Source organism: Streptococcus sp. SC1 (genome assembly GCF_030272855.1).
In the GTDB taxonomy this organism is placed as follows: domain Bacteria; phylum Bacillota; class Bacilli; order Lactobacillales; family Streptococcaceae; genus Streptococcus.
Genome location: NZ_JAQCMU010000001.1, coordinates 21,416 through 36,925 on the forward strand (window position 1 = coordinate 21,416; position 15,510 = coordinate 36,925).

The 15,510-nt window shown below is 40.1% G+C and carries 15 protein-coding genes and 2 tRNA genes; 7 read left to right on the forward strand and 10 right to left on the reverse strand.

Features of this window, described 5'->3' with window-relative positions; genetic code table 11:
* Positions 1-56: 56 nt before the first annotated feature.
* The 4 genes from PAN94_RS00120 to sdaAA all read left to right on the forward strand — a co-directional run bounded on the left by PAN94_RS00120 (position 57) and on the right by sdaAA (position 1,892).
* Positions 57-128 (forward strand) — tRNA-Glu (locus PAN94_RS00120).
* Between the two features lie 5 nt (positions 129-133).
* A tRNA-Asn gene (locus PAN94_RS00125) sits at positions 134-207 on the forward strand.
* Between the two features lie 132 nt (positions 208-339).
* The gene (sdaAB, locus tag PAN94_RS00130) at positions 340-1,011 is read left to right on the forward strand and encodes an L-serine ammonia-lyase, iron-sulfur-dependent subunit beta (protein WP_061909938.1); all 672 of its coding nucleotides are present in this window, start codon (positions 340-342) and stop codon (positions 1,009-1,011) included.
* Between the two features lie 8 nt (positions 1,012-1,019).
* A complete protein-coding gene (gene sdaAA / locus PAN94_RS00135) occupies positions 1,020-1,892 on the forward strand; it encodes an L-serine ammonia-lyase, iron-sulfur-dependent, subunit alpha (RefSeq protein ID WP_045499908.1) in 873 nt (290 codons plus the stop codon).
* Between the two features lie 55 nt (positions 1,893-1,947).
* Here the strand turns inward: sdaAA and PAN94_RS00140 are convergent, their stop codons facing one another.
* The 8 genes from PAN94_RS00140 to yfmF all read right to left on the reverse strand — a co-directional run bounded on the left by PAN94_RS00140 (position 1,948) and on the right by yfmF (position 9,188).
* Positions 1,948-2,595, reverse strand: a complete 648-nt coding sequence (locus PAN94_RS00140) for a LysM peptidoglycan-binding domain-containing protein (protein WP_285874161.1) — start codon at positions 2,593-2,595, stop codon at positions 1,948-1,950.
* 186 nt (positions 2,596-2,781) lie between these two features.
* Positions 2,782-3,576, reverse strand: a complete 795-nt coding sequence (locus tag PAN94_RS00145) for an energy-coupling factor transporter transmembrane component T family protein (protein WP_285874162.1) — start codon at positions 3,574-3,576, stop codon at positions 2,782-2,784.
* Positions 3,569-4,408, reverse strand: coding sequence for an energy-coupling factor ABC transporter ATP-binding protein (locus PAN94_RS00150; RefSeq protein ID WP_285874163.1), 840 nt, complete (start codon positions 4,406-4,408; stop codon positions 3,569-3,571). The genes PAN94_RS00145 and PAN94_RS00150 overlap by 8 nt, the downstream gene beginning before the upstream one ends.
* Positions 4,393-5,220: an energy-coupling factor ABC transporter ATP-binding protein gene (locus tag PAN94_RS00155; RefSeq protein WP_185761939.1), complete on the reverse strand. Its 828-nt coding sequence runs from the start codon at positions 5,218-5,220 to the stop codon at positions 4,393-4,395. Before PAN94_RS00155 ends, PAN94_RS00150 begins: the two co-directional genes overlap by 16 nt.
* A gap of 1 nt (position 5,221) precedes the next feature.
* Positions 5,222-5,761 (reverse strand): CDP-diacylglycerol--glycerol-3-phosphate 3-phosphatidyltransferase, encoded by a 540-nt coding sequence (gene pgsA / locus PAN94_RS00160; protein WP_005592114.1) that lies wholly within the window; start codon positions 5,759-5,761, stop codon positions 5,222-5,224.
* 10 nt (positions 5,762-5,771) lie between these two features.
* The gene (gene rodZ / locus PAN94_RS00165; RefSeq protein WP_285874164.1) at positions 5,772-6,587 is read right to left on the reverse strand and encodes a cytoskeleton protein RodZ; all 816 of its coding nucleotides are present in this window, start codon (positions 6,585-6,587) and stop codon (positions 5,772-5,774) included.
* Between the two features lie 58 nt (positions 6,588-6,645).
* Positions 6,646-7,941 (reverse strand): EF-P 5-aminopentanol modification-associated protein YfmH, encoded by a 1,296-nt coding sequence (gene yfmH / locus PAN94_RS00170; protein ID WP_285874165.1) that lies wholly within the window; start codon positions 7,939-7,941, stop codon positions 6,646-6,648.
* Entirely contained in the window at positions 7,941-9,188 is a 1,248-nt protein-coding gene (gene yfmF / locus PAN94_RS00175) for an EF-P 5-aminopentanol modification-associated protein YfmF (protein ID WP_353048962.1), read from the reverse strand. Before yfmF ends, yfmH begins: the two co-directional genes overlap by 1 nt.
* Before the next feature lie 189 nt (positions 9,189-9,377).
* Between yfmF and yaaA the strand changes: the two genes are divergently transcribed.
* Both yaaA and recF read left to right on the forward strand, forming a co-directional pair.
* Complete coding sequence (yaaA, locus tag PAN94_RS00180) at positions 9,378-9,767, forward strand: S4 domain-containing protein YaaA (protein WP_285874168.1); 390 nt, start codon at positions 9,378-9,380, stop codon at positions 9,765-9,767.
* Positions 9,768-9,770: 3 nt separating this feature from the next.
* Complete coding sequence (gene recF, locus PAN94_RS00185) at positions 9,771-10,883, forward strand: DNA replication/repair protein RecF (RefSeq protein ID WP_285874169.1); 1,113 nt, start codon at positions 9,771-9,773, stop codon at positions 10,881-10,883.
* Positions 10,884-10,971: 88 nt separating this feature from the next.
* Here recF and guaB read toward each other — a convergent pair whose 3' ends face one another.
* Together guaB and trpS are read right to left on the reverse strand one after the other, a co-directional pair.
* Entirely contained in the window at positions 10,972-12,453 is a 1,482-nt protein-coding gene (guaB, locus tag PAN94_RS00190; protein ID WP_005591397.1) for an IMP dehydrogenase, read from the reverse strand.
* Positions 12,454-12,618: 165 nt separating this feature from the next.
* Positions 12,619-13,644: a tryptophan--tRNA ligase gene (trpS, locus tag PAN94_RS00195; RefSeq protein WP_285874170.1), complete on the reverse strand. Its 1,026-nt coding sequence runs from the start codon at positions 13,642-13,644 to the stop codon at positions 12,619-12,621.
* 238 nt (positions 13,645-13,882) lie between these two features.
* Here trpS and PAN94_RS00200 point away from each other — a divergent pair, with 238 nt between their 5' ends.
* Positions 13,883-15,505 (forward strand): ATP-binding cassette domain-containing protein, encoded by a 1,623-nt coding sequence (locus PAN94_RS00200; protein WP_285874172.1) that lies wholly within the window; start codon positions 13,883-13,885, stop codon positions 15,503-15,505.
* Positions 15,506-15,510 lie beyond the last annotated feature (5 nt).

Here is a 15,510-nt window from a genome sequence, read left to right on the forward strand (position 1 = left end):
GTTGACAAAGATTCAAAACCTGATATAATAGAATATGTTCTGAAAAGAACATAGATGGTCCGTTGGTCAAGGGGTTAAGACACCGCCTTTTCACGGCGGTAACACGGGTTCGAATCCCGTACGGACTATACTATCCGCCATAGCTCAGTTGGTAGTAGCGCATGACTGTTAATCATGATGTCGTAGGTTCGAGTCCTACTGGCGGAGTAAAAGAGTTTCAGGTATGCGAATTACCAATAATGAAAAGAGGACAATTGTCCTCTTTTTTTGTATGATATCAGGCAGAAATTTGATAAGTTTGATATAATAATTTTAGAAAATATGTTCAAGAGGTTTCTTATGAAATCATTAAAATTTCAATCTGTTTTTGACATTATCGGGCCTGTCATGATTGGCCCTTCCAGCAGTCATACTGCAGGGGCTGTGCGTATCGGTAAGATCGTATCCTCTATTTTTGATGATACACCAACCGAGGTTGAATTCCAGCTTTTTAATTCCTTTGCAAAGACTTATCGTGGGCATGGAACAGATTTGGCTCTGGTAGCAGGTATTTTAGGAATGGATACGGATGATCCTGAAATTCCTAACAGCCTTGAAATTGCCCATAAACGCGGTATCAAGATTGTCTGGACTATTCAGAAAGATAGCAATGCTCCTCATCCAAATACGACAAAAATCACGGTTAAAAACGCCCATAAAAGCATCAGTGTAACGGGTGTGTCTATCGGTGGTGGAAATATTCAGGTGACCGAGTTAAATGGCTTCTCAGTCTCTCTCAGCATGAATACGCCAACCATTATCATCGTCCACCAAGATGTTCCAGGTATGATTGCCCATGTAACGGAGGCTCTATCACGCTACAATATCAATATTGCTCAAATGACGGTGACTAGGGAAAAAGCGGGCGAGAAAGCGATTATGATCATTGAGGTGGATAGTCGTAGTTGCGAAGAGGCTATCGAAGAGATTCGGAAAATCCCCTATCTCCATAATGTCAATTTCTTTAAATAGGAGAAGAGATGTTTTATTCAATAAAAGAATTGGTTGAGCAGGCTGATTTAGATTTTAATGGCAATGTTGCTGAATTAATGATTGCGACCGAGTACGAATTGACAGGTCGGGAAAGAGACGAAGTTTTACGTCTGATGAGCCGAAATCTTGAGGTGATGAAAGCTTCGGTTCTTCTTGGGCTTGATGAGAGTAAGTCTCGCAGCGGATTGACCGGTGGAGACGCAGCAAAATTGCACCACTATATCCAGTCGGGGAAGGCTTTGTCAGATTATACTGTGCTGACTGCTGCAAAAAATGCCATTGCTGTCAATGAACACAACGCTAAAATGGGGCTGGTTTGTGCAACTCCTACTGCTGGCAGCGCTGGCTGTCTGCCAGCAGTCCTTACATCAGCGATTGAAAAACTAGATTTGACAGAGGAACAGCAATTAGACTTTTTGCTGGCTGCTGGTGCTTTTGGCTTGGTTATTGCCAATAACGCTTCTATTTCCGGTGCAGAAGGAGGCTGTCAAGCTGAGGTGGGCTCCGCTTCTGCTATGAGCGCAGCTGCCCTGGTTTTGGCTGCTGGTGGCTCTGCTTTTCAGGCGAGTCAAGCTATCTGTTTTGTCATCAAAAATATGCTGGGATTGATTTGTGACCCAGTAGCTGGTCTAGTAGAAGTGCCTTGTGTCAAAAGAAATGCTATGGGAGCCAGCTATGCCTTCATCGCAGCGGACATGGCTCTGGCCGGAATCGAGTCCAAAATACCTGTTGACGAAGTCATTGATGCTATGTACCAAGTAGGCTCTAGCCTGCCTACTGCTTTCAGGGAAACGGCTGAAGGAGGGCTAGCTACAACTCCTACCGGCCGTAGACTTTCAAAAGAAATTTTTGGAGAATAAATAGTATCTTTGAGCAAGAAAAAATGACTAGATATTCTAGTCATTTTTTCTTATTTTAGTAAGCCCAAGCAGATAGTCCTTGTGCACTGTAAGCACGGTAAGCTGCTTGAATTTGATCTTCAACAGTTGCAGTAGATCCCCAACCTGGCATTGTTTGGAAAAGACCACTTGCTCCTGATGGGTTGTAGGCATCCACTTGGCCGTTAGATTCGCGGGCAATGATGTTTTCCCATGTAGATGCAGACACTCCTGTCATTTCAGCCATACGAGCAGCTGCGTAAGAACCTACAGCACCCGGAGTATTACCATTTGCGAGTACGACGTCTGATGAATAGGCAGAGTAGTCTGAAGTTGCAGTAACTGCAGGAGTTTCTGTCGTTACTGGAGTTTCCGTAGCTACTGGGGCAGCTGGAGTTACTGGAGCTGGGACTGCTGGTGTCGCTGGTGCTGATGTTGTTTGTTTTGCAACATCTTTCAAATCACCCAATTCCAAAACTTGTCCAGTCATGATAAAATCTGGATTTGAAATTTTATTTAATTCTACCAAACGTTCAACAGTTGTTTTTTTACTTTCAGCGATTTCTGATAGGGTATCTCCAGCTTTTACTGTATAAGATTCAGCACTAGCAACAATAGTTGATGCAAATAGTGTTGCTGTAGCAATCGTTCCTGCTAGAGTCAATTTTTTCACTTTCATACTCATTTTAAAAGTTTTCTCCTTTAGTTATAATACTATCATACACATTAAATATTACTAAAAGATTACATTTTAAGTACGAATATTACAAAAATATTGAGATTTACACATAAAAATATTATTTTAAAAGGATTTTTAGTGTATTTCATTAGATCTCTAACAAAAATATTGCTATCAAACTTATACTATTCTCTATTTTTTCAAGAAAAAGAGTAAAATACCAATCAGGAAAATAGAGAGAAGAGCAAGATTGTCAATCATTTTCCAAGAAAGTTGTCGATAGCGGCTTCTTCCTTCGCCTCCACTATAGCCACGCGCCTCCATTGCGATAGCTAAGGCGTCTGCCCGCTTGAAACTAGAAGCAAATAAGGGAATTAAGATTGGAATGATTGATTTAACCTTTTGAACAATCGTTCCTTCGCCAAAATCAACTCCGCGAGCCCTCTGAGCGTTCATAATTCTTGTAGTATCATCCATTAAAGTCGGTACGAAACGCAGGCTCATAGAGAGCATGAGACCAATTTCATGCGTAGGAACTTTAAAGACTTTGAGTGGCTTTAGTAGAGCTTCTACTGCATCTGAAAGGCTGAGTGGTGTTGTGGTTAAGGTCAACAGAGTTGAAAAGAAGATAATCAAAACAAAACGGCTAAAGATAATCCCCGCTTGAGAAAGACCAAATTCTGTAATTTTAATGAAACCAAATTGGAAAAGTACCTTGCCTCCCCCCGTCAGAAAGAGCTGGAAGAGGGTGGTAAAGGCAATAATGAACACCATTGATTGAATGCCCTTTAGAAAGAAGGTCAAAGGAACTTTTGAGAGAAAAATCAGAGTAAAAACGAAAACAAATAGCAGCAAATTAGTGATGAGATTGTTGGCCCAGAAAATTAATAAGATAAAGAAGAACATGGCCACTAATTTACTACGCGGATCCAATCGATGGATGACTGAATTTCCTGGGATATACCGTCCTAAAATCAACTTATCCATGCAGCATCTCCTTAAATTCCTCAATGGTAATTGGATAATGAGAAAATTTTATTCCTTTTTCAGCTAATTCTTGGGCAAATTTCGTGATTTTCGGAACTCCTAGCTGAATCTTTTCCATAAAATCTACATCTTGAAAAACCTGAGTAGGCTGACCGCTTTTGACGACGCGCCCCTTCTCCAGTACATAGACTGTATCAGCAAAATTAGCAACATCATCCATTAAATGAGTTACAAGAACAATGGTCATTCCAGCTTGATGCATTTTTTTAAAGAGTTCCATCAATTCTTTGCGTCCTGCTGGATCAAGTCCGGCCGTTGGTTCATCTAACACCAAGATATCAGGTTCCATTGCTAGAATTCCAGCAATAGCGACCCTTCTCATCTGCCCACCAGAAAGTTCAAAAGGACTGCGGCCAAACAATTCTTCAGAAATGCCGACAAGGCTTAATTTTTCACGCGCTAAAGCCTCGGCTTCTTCCTTAGAGATACCAAAATTTTGTGGGCCAAAGGCCACATCTTTCAAAACAGTCTCATCAAAAACTTGACTTTCAGCAAACTGAAAGACCAAACCAACCTGTTTACGAACTTGTTTGATGTCCTTGTTGACGGAATTTGAAGTAATGGTAACATTGTTGACTTGCACACTGCCCTCACTTGGAGTCAGCAAGCCATTCAAGAGTTGTAGAATGGTTGATTTTCCACTGCCAGTGTGCCCAATCAAAGCCGTATAGCTGCCATCTTTGATTTCCAAATCAACTTCAAAAAGCGCTGGACCCTCAAATGGAGTTCCAGCCTGATAGGTATAACTGACTTTATTTAGAGTAATTCCCATAATTGTTCCTGCAATTCTTTTTCAGTTAAATAGGTTTCTGGCAGAGTTAGCCCAGTTTGAATCATGGCAGCTTTGACCTGGTTTACAAAGGGTTGATCCAAGCCCAAGTCTTCCAAATCAGGTCTAGAAAAGAGTTCTCTCGGTGTAGCAGTTGACTCAACCTGACCATTTTTCATAACGAGGACACGGTCACTCAGCGAAATCTCGTCCAAATCGTGGGTAATGGAGATGACTGTTAAATGATTCTTATCTTTAATTTTCTTGACAGTCCGAATCAATTCCAGTCGTCCTTCTGGGTCTAACATACTGGTTGCTTCATCCAAGATGATAATATCTGGCTGGAGTGCGACTACGCCAGCAATAGCAACTCTTTGCTTCTGTCCGCCAGAAAGTCGAGCAGGTTCTCTCTCTTTAAAATTCTGCATGCCGACCAATTCCAGAGCTTCATGGACGCGTTTCACCATCATGGGATAATCCATGCCTTGATTTTCCAGACCAAATGCAACATCATCCTCAACAGTGGCCCCAACAAACTGATTATCAGGATTCTGAAAGACCATGCCGATTTGGCGACGTTTTTCCCAGACATTATCAGCCGTCAATTTATCTCCAGAAATGATAATATCGCCACTTTCGGCTTCTAAAAGACCGTCAATCAAACGAACCGTAGTCGATTTTCCGCTGCCATTGTGGCCGACAATAGATAACCATTCTCCTTGTTTCACGTGAAACGAGACGTCTTTTAAAATATAATCTTCAGACTTATGGTCATAACGATAACTAAGATTTTTTACTTCAATGATATTTTCCATATTATTTAAATGTATCTTTAAAGAGATAGGCACTGCCCTTGAAATAATCATAGCCAGAATAAATAGTGAAAATCAGGGCTATGTAAAGGAGAATCTGACCGAGTAAAGTCCAATGGAGCAGGAGAAAGAGGATAGCAAACATCTGCGTGAAAGTCTTGATCTTGCCTGGCATAGCGGCCGCTAGAACTGTTCCGCCAGTTTCTACCAAGAGGAGCCTCAAACCAGTGACGGCCAGCTCTCGGCAAATGATGATAGCTACCACCCAAGCAGGAGCCATTTTCATTTCAATCAGCATGATAAATGCAGACATAACCAGTAGTTTATCGGCCATAGGATCGGCAAATTTTCCAAAATTGGTCACGACCTGCCACTTGCGCGCCAGATAGCCATCAAGGTAGTCTGTGATGCTGGCAAGGGCGAAAATGATTCCAGCTAGGATATGCATGGCTGGCGAATGCCCAAAAGTCAAAATCAAAATAAAGATTGGAATTAAGGCAATTCTGGCAAGGGTTAAAGCGTTGGGGATATTTTCTTTTTTCATCATTCTTCCTTTATGATTCAATTGTAAGGGTAATTATAGCACTGTCACTGGTCAAGGTAGATAGGTCTATTTTCTGACTGCCGACAGTGACAGTAACGCCTTTTACAACTCCTAAGGTAATTGTATAAGTGGTATTGGGAGAGAGTGTCACTGTTTGGCTTGATTGGGTTGGAGTAAGGGTTGTACCAGCTGCCAAGTCTGTATTTGTCACACTAATCCAGCTTGAGGTGTTGCTTGCTGAGATTGTTAACTGAGTAGTTTGCGACTCGCCACGATATTTTACAGTTAAATAGTTTCCTTCTCCAGTGACTTCCAGCTTTTCTTTTGTTGAGCTAGAGTCTGTTGTGGAAGTCTCAGGTGGAGTTGAACTATCTTCGATACTTGAGCTCGAGACGAGGCTGTAACTATCGGAGCTGGCAAACTGCGGAGTAGTTGTATTTGCATATTGCCAAACGTAATAGGTGACAAAAATAATGATAGACAGGGCAACTACTAGGAAATAAAAGAGCGGAAGTGAAAAGGAACGATTTTTATATTTTCTGCTTCGAAATTCCTCGTTTTCAGCTAATTCAATTTCGTCATAAACGACAGTATTATCTGTGTCGTATGCCTCCAATAGAATCTGCTCGTCTAAATCCAGAGCCCAAGCGTATTTTCGTAGTAGGCTACGGATGTAAAAGGCATTTGGAAATTTTTCGTATTGATTGTTTTCAAGAGCCTTTAGATAGTCAGTTTTTATATCTGTTTTTTTGGCTACATCTGCTAAAGTAAGTTTCTGGTTTACTCGAGCAAGTCTGAGTACCTCTCCTATCGTTTTTTTTCTCATAAGGATAGTCCTTTTCTCCTAGACATTATTCTAACAAAATTTTGAAATAAACTTGGAACTATTTTGGGAAAATAGTAAAATCTGTCATATCACACTGGTCGATAAAGCGACGTCCGACTTTTAAGACGTCATTTAAAGTGATATCCTGTAAAATCTTAGGTAAATCAAAAAGATTCTCCCCTTTTAAATGCGGTTCATATTGGGTTGCCATGTATTCAAGAGAATTTAGCCCATGCAGCAGATCTCCAAACATTTCACTTTTAATCGTATCTAGATGTGTTTCTGTGACATCTGGATCCTGAGCAAACTTCCGAATGGCTGAGCGGAATTGATGAGAAATTCCTACGGGTTCCTGCGTGTCCATAGTTAGGATGACAAAGTGGAAATCCTTTTCCACCTCTACTTCAAGAGTGAGCGAATTGTCAATCTTGCCATTTTCATACAGGGTCTGGAAACGCTTGGAAGTCCAACCAAACATCATGGCAAAAAGCAATTTCAGGGCAATTTTATAGCGATAAAGCTCCGTATCCTGTATCGTATCTTTCCCACGAATACCGATTGCCAACTTAGGACTGGCAACTTCCATCCGACTAGTAGCGGTTGGAATTACTGGCTGTAAGATGAGAGGCTCTTTTTCAATCGTTTCAGTTAATAATTTAGGAGATAAAGTCTCTTGTGTTTGGACAATATCTTCAAAAGTGGACTCTAAATCAAAATTACCAATGACAAATAAAGTCATATTGGACGGACGGTAGAAAAGCTCGAAGTTCTCTGTCAGATCTTCCACAGTAATATCTATGATTGACTCTGTCGTTCCGGCAATATCTTCTGCTAGTGGAGTTTGAGGGTAGAGATTACTCAAAGCACCAAAGAAGAGCCGATAATCTGGATCGTCTTGGTACATCTCGATTTCTTGCTGGATAATTCCTTGCTCACGCTGAACAGATGCTTCTGAAAAATTAGATTGGGAAACGAGTTCCTGCAACAGCTTCAGATTTTCTACTACACAGTTTGTCGTAGAAAACAGATAGCTGGTACGTGTAAAGCTTGTAAAGGCATTACTTTCTGCGCCAAATTTGGTAAATTCCTGCAGCAAATCCTCGCCGTTTTCACGCTCGAATAGTTTGTGCTCCAAAAAATGTGCAATCCCTGCTGGATAATGAGAAACTTGCTTTGTTTCACGTGAAACAACCTTAGTATCAACAGAGCCAAAATGTGTTGAGATGATGCCGTAGGTTTCATTAAAATCATTTTTAGGGAGTAGGTAAACCTGCAATCCATTTGCTAGCACCGCCCGATAGATGCTTTCTCCCACGGCTATATAATTGATTTTTTCTAAACCTGGATTCTGCATTATTTCCCTTCCATAAAGTAAATCGCTTGTAATTTCAACTGCTGGGCTGCTTCTATAAGATCAGCTTTGCTGACATTTTCTAATGCTTTCAGCCAAGCCTCTAGTGACAGAAATTTTTTCCCTAGAACAGAGGACATGTAAGCACGCTCAATCAAGGTGTTTTGTCGATCCTGAGCCAGAAGTATTGAATTTTTCAGCATATTCTTGGTTTGTTCAAGTTCTTCATCTGTGAAATGCCCCCGTTTCAAATCTAGAATTTGACGGTTGATTAAAGCGATGGTCTTTGTCCGATTTGCTCGGTCAATTCCAGCATAGATTCGCATCAAACCAGAAAAAATATCAAAACTACTAGAAATAGTGTAGGCTAGGCTCTCTTTTTCCCGAACATTGACAAAGAGTTTGGAGTGGGCAAATCCTCCTAATAACCCATTCAAAACAATCAGTGGCAGATGGCCACTATCCCCATATTGACTAGAAAAATGGTAGGCCAGTTCAACAATGGACTGATGTACATCTCGCTGCTCCAGCTTTTCTCTAGTTATATTTGAATAGTTTTGCTGGTAGCTAAGCTGTAAAGGCTGCTCTCGCTCAGAAAACTGGAATTCTTGAATTTTCTCACGAACAGCAATCTCATTAAAATCACCGATGAAGAAAAAATCAATTTGATCCTGATTTAGCATTTGCTGAAAAGCAGCGAAACTAGTTTCAGCTGTTTCTCTTTCTACTAGCTCGATTGTTGCCACGCGTGGAATCCGCATTTCTGGTAAATCGTAAAATAAATTATTTAACTCTCTGTGAGCATGGTAGAAATGATTCTCAATTTCAGCTTCCAAGTCTGTTAAAACATTTCTCTTTTCAATTTCAAAAGTTTTGGTATCAAAAGCCTGTCCATTTGACAGAGGAAAAAAGAGACTAGCCTTCAAAAAATCTAGTATTTCATCTGCCAACATATTTTTACGGCTCAAGAATTGATCCCGCACGAAAGAAAGATTGATATCTAGATAATGCACTAATCCCCGTCGTGAAAGGCTTGTCGAGTAATTAGCACCGTATAAATTCGCTAATTTTTCTCGAAAGGCTTGCGATGTTGGATAAAGAGCATTTGAAGTCTCCAGCATACTGGCCGTAAGAACCCGCCCAGCTATTGTTTTTTCAGACATAGGAGCTGAAAATCGCACTTTAATTTTATTGGTTTTAAATTTTTCTGACTGAATGAAGTGAAGATGTACTCCTTTTATGATTTCCATTGCGCTCCTCATACCGAATAATATAGACTTCTATTATAACACGAAATGCCGTTTAATGCTTTGTAAGGAACGGCATTTTTAGAGATTAAAGCGTTTTCTATTTTTCTAGTAAAACTTGTCCTTGAATGAGACTACCACAGAACAGTTTCTGCTTAAATTATGATATAATGACAAGGATTGAGGTGAATTATGGAATATAAATTATTTGACGAATACATTACTCTACAGGCTCTCTTAAAAGAAGTCGGTATTATTCAAAGTGGCGGAGCAATCAAGTCATTTTTAGCAGATCATCAGGTCTTTTTTAACGGTGAATTAGAAAATCGACGAGGAAAAAAACTTAGAATTGGAGATGTCGTCTCTCTTCCAGATCAGCAACTGGAGATTATCATCTTTGCCCCAAGTCAGGAGGAAATCCTTGAACATCAAGAGGAGCAAGCAGAGAAAAAAAGAGTGGCAGACTTGGTTAAAGCCATGAATAAGGACTTGAAAAAATCTCAACCAGCAAAAAAAGAACAGAAGAAAAGAAAGCCCGAGCAGAGAAGCAAAAAAGCACCTGTTCGCTTTCCAGGAACTTAAGCCATGTGGTTAAAAACGCTGAAAATTAAACATTTTCGTAATTACCAAGCTGCAGAGGTTGATTTTGATCCTGGCCTTAATATCTTTCTGGGGCAAAATGCACAGGGGAAAACCAATATTATAGAAGCCATCTATTTTTTAGCCCTTACTCGCAGTCACCGAACCCGAACCGATAAGGATTTGATTCATTTTCAAGAGAAAAATCTTCAAATTTCAGGAATCATTGAAAAAACAACGGGTAAAATCCCACTTGACATCGAGTTGACACCAAAGGGGAGAATCACCAAAATAAATCACTTAAAACAAGGGAAATTATCAGATTATATAGGGGTTGTCAACGTTGTCTTGTTTGCTCCAGAAGATTTACAGCTCATTAAAGGAGCCCCTGCTTTACGCCGAAAATTTATTGATATTGAGCTTGGGCAAATCAAGCCCATCTATCTTGCTGACTTATCTAACTATAATCATGTACTCAAGCAAAGAAATGCCTATCTTAAGGCCAATGACAGGGTAGATGAAACCTTTCTCTCTGTTCTAGATGAGCAACTGATTGATTTTGGTTGTCGTGTCATGCAACATCGTCTAGACTTTATTGAAAAGCTAGAAGGTTTTGCTCAGGAAAGTCATAGTGATATTTCTCAAGGGAAAGAGAAGTTGACAATCGAGTACTTGTCATCTGTTCCGTTTTCACGTCTCGAAGATTTGGAAGCTTCTTTTCGGTCAGCCTTATCAGAAAGTCGTAGACGAGACCTTTTCAAAAAAAATACTGGTGTTGGACCTCATCGAGACGATATCAACTTTTTTATCAATGATATGGAAGCTGGATTTGGTAGCCAAGGCCAACACCGCAGTGTTGTTCTATCTCTCAAATTAGCTGAAATTAAACTAATCGAAAGCCTTACGAAAGATACACCAATATTGTTGCTTGACGATGTAATGAGCGAACTTGACAATATGCGTCAATTAAAATTGCTAGAAACTATCTCTCAAAATATCCAGACTTTCATCACGACAACCAGCTTAGATCACTTACATAATCTACCAGATGATATCAATATTTTTCAGATAAGTCAAGGCGTAATTAAGAAAGAAGAGAATGTTAACTTTACAGATTAGTCAATAAATTGTAAATATATTTTACAACTTTGTAAATCAGAAAAACAACCTTGTCAATCTCTTGACAAGGTTGTTTTTCTTTATAATTCTATTGGACAGAGTAGTTTGGAGCTTCATTGGTGATTTGTACATCGTGAGGGTGACTTTCTTTCAAACCAGCACCACTCATCTCAATAAACTGAGCATTTTCATGAAGTTCTTGCAAGTTAGCTGCACCGACATATCCCATACCAGAACGGATACCGCCCAACATTTGGAAGACAATATCTGCAGCCGCTCCTTTATAGGCTACACGACCTTCAATTCCTTCTGGGACCAGCTTATTCGCTTCATTGACAGAACCTTGGAAGTAGCGATCGCTGGAACCTTTCTTCATAGCTGCGATAGAGCCCATTCCACGATAAGTTTTAAATTTACGTCCTTGGAAAATTTCAGTCTCACCTGGCGCTTCGTCTGTTCCAGCAAACATGGAACCAAGCATGACCGCATTTCCACCTGCAGCAAGCGCTTTGACGATATCACCTGAATACTTGATGCCTCCATCAGCAATGATGGTTTTTCCATACTCACGCGCAACTGCAGCTGCATCGTAGATTGCTGTTACTTGTGGCACACCGACACCGGCAATGACACGAGTTGTACAGATAGAACCTGGTCCGATTCCGACCTTAACCACATCAACACCGGCATCAAAGAGGGCGCGTGCACCTTCAGCAGTTGCAATATTTCCGGCAATCAAAGTGCGATCTGGGAAGTGAGCACGAATTTCAGCAATTTTACGTAGAACGCCAGCTGAATGACCATGGGCTGTATCAATAACAATGGCATCTGCTCCTGCTTCAAAGAGGGCCTCTGCACGTTCAAATGTATCTGAAGTGACACCTACCGCACCAGCAACTAGCAGACGACCAAATTCATCTTTGGCTGCATTTGGGAACTCAATCACTTTTTCAATATCTTTAATGGTGATAAGACCAGAAAGTCGACCGTTTTCATCTACTAAAGGTAGTTTTTCAATCCGGTGTTCTTGCAGAATTCTTTCAGCAGTTGCCAGATCAGTTCCGACTGGAGCTGTAACAAGATTTTCACTGGTCATGTGGTTGGAAATTGGTTGATTATAATCTGAAATAAAGCGTAAATCACGGTTAGTCAAGATACCGACTAATTTACGATTTTCCATCGTTTCAACCACTGGAACCCCACTAATGCGGTAGCGCCCCATCAATTCATCTGCTTCAGCAATCGTATGATTAGGAGTCAGGAAGAATGGATCGATAATGACACCATTTTCAGAACGTTTTACCTTACGAACTTCATCAGCCTGCTGTGCAATAGACATATTTTTGTGGATGACACCTAGACCGCCGGCACGGGCAATGGCGATCGCCATTTGACTTTCGGTAACTGTATCCATAGCCGCAGTAATAATTGGGATATTTAATTTTAAATTCTCAGCAAGTTTTGTACTTAAATCAGCATCATTTGGCAACACATGACTTTCAGCTGGAATGAGCAATACATCATCAAAGGTAAAACCTTTTTTCAAAAATTTAGTGTCCCAGTTAGACATCCACAGTTTCCTCTTTTCTTATATATTGAGCAGGGCTCGTCTTTTTATTGTTAATATCATACCATTCTATAGGCATTTGTCAATGATTATTATGCAAAAATTAAAAACCATCTCTTTTGAAGGTAAAAGACGATGGTTTTTGATACAATCTGCTATTATTGTTCGTTATTTAAAGTAATTAATTCCCATTGCATTTTTGACTTCTGACAGGGTTTGTCCAGCAACTTGTCGAGCACGATCACTGCCTTCTTTCAGCATCTCATAGACTTGTCCCATGTCTTTTGCAAACTCGAGACGACGCTCTTTGATTGGTCCTAATTCCCGCTCTAAAATATCCAGGAGATAGCGTTTAGTTTTGACATCCCCCAGACCACCGCGTTGGTAGTGCTCTTTCATAGCTGTAATTTCAGCAGCATCTTCTGGCCGACCAAAAACATCCAGATAATGGAAAACCATATTACCTTCGATTTTTCCTGGATCTTCAACTTTGATGTGGTCGGGATCGGTGTACATACTCATAACCTTTTTCTTGAGTGTATCCATGTCATCTGCTAGATAAATCCCATTGTTCAATGATTTGGACATTTTAGCATTACCATCAAGCCCTGGTAAACGCCCAGCTGCTTCATTTTCTGGATAAATCCCTTCAGGCTCCACCAAAACCTCACAATTATAAGCATGATTGAAAGAACGAACAATTTCACGTGTCTGCTCAATCATTGGTTTCTGGTCATTTCCGACAGGTACATAATTGGCCTTAAAGGCTGTAATATCAGCTGCTTGAGAGATAGGATAAACCAAAAAGCCAGTTGGGATACTTTCTCCAAAACCTTTCTGAGCAATTTCTGTCTTGACAGTTGGATTGCGCTCTAAACGAGCTAAAGACACCAAATTCATGTAGTACATTGACAGTTCTGCCAACTCTGGAATCTGACTTTGGATAAAAATAGTCACTTTTTTCGGATCCAGTCCAGCTGCTAGATAATCTAAAGCTACATTGCCAATGGATTCTACAATCGTTTGTGGATCTTTCGCATGGTCTGTCAGAGCTTGTTGGTCCGCCAGAAAAACAAACATCTCATACTTGTCTTGATTTTGTAAAAGGACACGGTTACGTAAGCTTCCTACATAATGACCAATATGTAATTTTCCAGTCGGACGGTCTCCGGTTAAAATAATGGGTTTTGTCATTGCTTGCTCCTCAATTAGTGTTGTTCTCATTATATCATTTTCAAAGAAAATGCGGAAGAATCTAGAAGAAAAAAGAAGAATCATAGTTTAAAAGAAATTGGTTGACAATATATTTACAGCATGTTTACAAAGTTGACAGCATTTTTATCTCTTAAAATAGTTTTTTATTCCATAATAATTTGAAAAAAGAAGAATTTTCTAGTAAAATGGAGGAGATTACATATATAGGAGAAAATCATTGCTTACAGTATCTGATGTGTCACTGCGTTTCAGTGATCGAAAATTATTTGATGAAGTAAATATTAAATTTACAGAAGGAAATACCTATGGTCTGATTGGGGCAAATGGTGCAGGTAAGTCTACCTTCTTGAAGATTCTAGCTGGGGATATTGAGCCAACGACAGGTCATATTTCTTTAGGGCCAGATGAGCGACTCTCTGTTTTGCGCCAAAATCATTTTGACTATGAGGATGAGCGGGTCATTGATGTCGTTATCATGGGGAACGAGCACCTTTACAGCATTATGAAAGAGAAAGATGCTATTTATATGAAGCCTGACTTTTCTGACGAGGATGGGGTTCGAGCGGCTGAGCTGGAAGGTGAATTTGCTGAACTTGGTGGCTGGGAAGCTGAAAGTGAAGCATCTCAATTGCTACAAAACCTCAATATTCCAGAAGACTTGCATTACCAAAATATGAGTGAATTGACAAACGGCGACAAGGTTAAGGTCCTTCTTGCAAAGGCTCTTTTTGGCAAGCCAGATGTCTTACTTCTGGACGAGCCGACCAATGGTTTGGATATCCAGTCTATCACTTGGTTGGAAGATTTCTTGATTGATTTTGAGAATACAGTTATTGTCGTATCCCACGACCGTCACTTCTTAAATAAAGTTTGTACGCATATGGCTGACCTTGATTTTGGTAAGATCAAACTTTATGTCGGAAACTATGATTTCTGGAAAGAATCAAGTGAATTGGCAGCTAAGTTGCTCGCTGACCGAAATGCTAAGGCGGAAGAAAAAATCAAACAATTGCAAGAGTTTGTGGCTCGCTTCTCTGCCAATGCTTCTAAGTCTAAACAGGCAACATCTCGTAAAAAGATGCTGGATAAGATTGAATTGGAAGAAATTGTTCCGTCAAGTCGAAAATATCCATTTATCAGCTTTAAAGCGGAACGGGAAATCGGGAATGATCTCTTGACAGTAGAAAATCTTTCTGTCAAGATCGACGGCGAAACCATTCTTGACAATATCAGCTTTATCCTGCGTCCTGGCGATAAGACAGCTTTGATTGGACAAAATGATATTCAAACAACTGCCTTGATTCGTGCCTTGATGGGAGATATTGACTATGAAGGAACTATCAAGTGGGGCGTCACAACCAGTCGTTCTTATTTGCCAAAAGATAATTCTCGTGACTTTGCTGGTGGTGAATCTATTCTTGACTGGCTTCGTCAATTTGCTAGTAAAGAAGAAGACGATAATACCTTCCTTCGAGGTTTCTTAGGTAGGATGCTTTTCTCTGGCGATGAGGTTAACAAGCCTGTCAACGTCTTGTCAGGTGGAGAAAAAGTTCGGGTTATGTTGTCTAAACTGATGCTTCTCAAGTCAAATGTTTTGGTTTTGGACGATCCTACTAATCACTTGGATTTGGAATCTATTTCTAGTCTTAATGATGGTTTGAAGAACTTTAAGGAGTCGATCATCTTTGCTAGCCATGACCATGAGTTTATTCAAACCTTGGCCAATCATATCATTGTTCTCTCAAAAAATGGTGTGATTGACCGCATTGACGAGACATATGATGAATTTTTGGAAAATCAAGAAGTTCAGGCAAAAGTCAAAGAACTTTGGAAAGATTAATAAGT

Coding starts and splice junctions, on each gene's coding strand:
- guaB (WP_005591397.1), bottom strand. CDS start 12,453: ATGTCTAACTGGGACACTAAATTTTTGAAAAAAGGTTTTACCTTTGAT.
- recF (WP_285874169.1), top strand. CDS start 9,771: ATGTGGTTAAAAACGCTGAAAATTAAACATTTTCGTAATTACCAAGCT.
- pgsA (WP_005592114.1), bottom strand. CDS start 5,761: ATGAAAAAAGAAAATATCCCCAACGCTTTAACCCTTGCCAGAATTGCC.
- sdaAA (WP_045499908.1), top strand. CDS start 1,020: ATGTTTTATTCAATAAAAGAATTGGTTGAGCAGGCTGATTTAGATTTT.
- PAN94_RS00155 (WP_185761939.1), bottom strand. CDS start 5,220: ATGGAAAATATCATTGAAGTAAAAAATCTTAGTTATCGTTATGACCAT.
- yaaA (WP_285874168.1), top strand. CDS start 9,378: ATGGAATATAAATTATTTGACGAATACATTACTCTACAGGCTCTCTTA.
- yfmH (WP_285874165.1), bottom strand. CDS start 7,941: ATGCAGAATCCAGGTTTAGAAAAAATCAATTATATAGCCGTGGGAGAA.
- sdaAB (WP_061909938.1), top strand. CDS start 340: ATGAAATCATTAAAATTTCAATCTGTTTTTGACATTATCGGGCCTGTC.
- PAN94_RS00150 (WP_285874163.1), bottom strand. CDS start 4,408: ATGGGAATTACTCTAAATAAAGTCAGTTATACCTATCAGGCTGGAACT.
- PAN94_RS00140 (WP_285874161.1), bottom strand. CDS start 2,595: ATGAGTATGAAAGTGAAAAAATTGACTCTAGCAGGAACGATTGCTACA.
- rodZ (WP_285874164.1), bottom strand. CDS start 6,587: ATGAGAAAAAAAACGATAGGAGAGGTACTCAGACTTGCTCGAGTAAAC.
- yfmF (WP_353048962.1), bottom strand. CDS start 9,188: ATGGAAATCATAAAAGGAGTACATCTTCACTTCATTCAGTCAGAAAAA.
- PAN94_RS00145 (WP_285874162.1), bottom strand. CDS start 3,576: ATGGATAAGTTGATTTTAGGACGGTATATCCCAGGAAATTCAGTCATC.
- trpS (WP_285874170.1), bottom strand. CDS start 13,644: ATGACAAAACCCATTATTTTAACCGGAGACCGTCCGACTGGAAAATTA.